A 1,880-nucleotide genomic window follows, 5' to 3' on the forward strand; every position below is an offset into this window, starting at 1 on the left:
GCGCTGGGGCGGTTCGCGGACGGAGGCGCCGTGGGGGCCGTGCCCTGCGAGGTCTGGACGGTGGTGCCCGGTCGAGCGGGGCCCTGTGCCGGCTGCGCGGCCGGGGTGGTGCCCTGGGGGCCCTGCACGGGCGTGCCCGGTCGAGCACCTTGGCCCGTGGTCGCGGGACCCTGGCCGCCAAAGCCCTGCGTGGTGGGCCCCGGTCCTCCGAAGCCCTGCGTCGCGGAGATGCCCTGCGCGTTGGGGCCCTGTCCTCCGAAGCCCTGCGTCGCGGGACCCTGCACGGTGGTGCCGGGACGGCTCGCGGCCTGCGGCGGCGTGGCGAACGCACCGGGCGCGGCGGGTCGACCCCCCTGAGGCGCGGTGGTGGACGTGCCGGCCGGACCCACGGGCAACAGCACGGGCACGGGCTGCGGCGGCGGTAGAGGACGCTCTCCCGGCGGGTAGAGGGTCGGCGGCGCGGCGTTCCCCGACGCGCCCTGGTTCGGAGCCTGCGCGGGAGGCGTGGCGCGCGCGGGCGTGCCCGGCATGTTCAGCCGCAGGGGCTCGCGCGTGTACGCGGGGGGCGGGATGTCCGTGGGCGTCGGCGCCGGCGTGGGGCGCTGGACCGCGCGGGCCGTCGTCACCGGTCCCGCGGAGGTGTTCAGGCGCAGCGGCTCGCGCGTGTACGCGGGCGGGGGGATGTCCGCGGGCTCGGGCTCACGCGCGGCGGCGGGACGGGCTGCCGCGGGCACGGGCTCCTGGGCCACGTTGCGCGCCAGCTGCTCCACCATGTCCACCGTCATCGACTCGTCGTCTGGCGGCGGAGGTGGGGGCGGCGTGAGCGCTCCGGCCTGCTGGGCGACCGCCGCGGCCAGCTGCACGAAGCGGGGCGTCAGCGGCTGGCGGTAGATGATGGAGATCCACTCGCGCACCCGCAGCTCGATGGCGACCCACAGCTCCAGCGGCTTGCCCAGGAGGAAGCCGACTTCGTCCAGCTCCTTCTTGGGCACCGGGTAGGCGCACGCCACGTGCAGCGTGTTGCCGTCCAGGGACAGGGGAACGACGCTCAGGCGCTCGGCGATTTTCGGGGGGATGAAGCTGGCGACCTCGAGGTTGGGCTCGAAGTCCACCAGGTTCACGGGCCGGAAGCCGGAGACCTCGCCCAGCATCGCGAGGACGTCCGCTTCGGACATGCCGCGCTCCAGGAGCGCGGTGTCCACATGGCCTCCCTGGGCCTGGTGCAGACGCAACAACTCTCCGGCCTGCTCCTGGGACAGGAGGGCGCGCGAGACGAGGTGCTGGGCAAGACGCGAAGGCATGAAGGCCGCGGCATCTTACGGCCGCGGCCGCAAGGTACAATGAGCCTGTTTCAGCTCGGTTGGACGACGAAGGTGGACGTCAGCTTGTCATGGAGCGTCTGTCCGCGGCGGTCGAACAGCGCCATCCAGAACCCGCCCAGGAAGAGAACGAAGGAAAGCCCGGCGAGCAGCGCCCGGAAGATGGCCCGGCCCGGGGTGGGCGCCATGCCATGGGTGTCCACCAGCCGCAGGCCCAGGAGCAATCGTCCCAGGGTGCGTCCATTCCACAGGAAGGCCGCGACCGCGCAATACACGGTGGCGAGCACCAGCACCAGGACCACGCCCGGCAGCAGCACGGAGTGCAGCGCGCGCAGCCAGGCGACGAAGGCGTCCAGCCCGGTCAGCCCCGGCTGCGGACCCTTCACGCCCGCGACCGACGAGGCCAGGGTGATGTAGGCCGCCGCCACGGCGCTGATGGCCGCGGTGTCGACGGTGAAGGACAGCAGCCGGCGCCACAGCGAGGCGGGCCGCGCGTGAATCTCGCCCGTGGCCGGGGCAGCCGGGGCCGCGGAGACCTTCGACTTCTTCGCGGGGGCGGTG

Annotated in this window: 1 protein-coding gene and 1 pseudogene; both read right to left on the minus strand. The window is 74.0% G+C overall.

What is annotated here, in order from left to right; all coding sequences use genetic code 11:
- Nucleotides 1-1,301, minus strand: a pseudogene (locus D7V77_RS41765) (FrgA protein); the annotation flags it as partial.
- Nucleotides 1,302-1,351: 50 nt separating this feature from the next.
- Nucleotides 1,352-1,880, minus strand: a 529-nt coding sequence (locus D7V77_RS41770; RefSeq protein ID WP_120581703.1) for an RDD family protein, incomplete at its 5' end; no start/stop codon positions are given.

The sequence above is a fragment of the Corallococcus sp. CA041A genome (assembly GCF_003612075.1).
Taxonomy (GTDB): Bacteria; Myxococcota; Myxococcia; order Myxococcales; family Myxococcaceae; genus Corallococcus; species Corallococcus exiguus.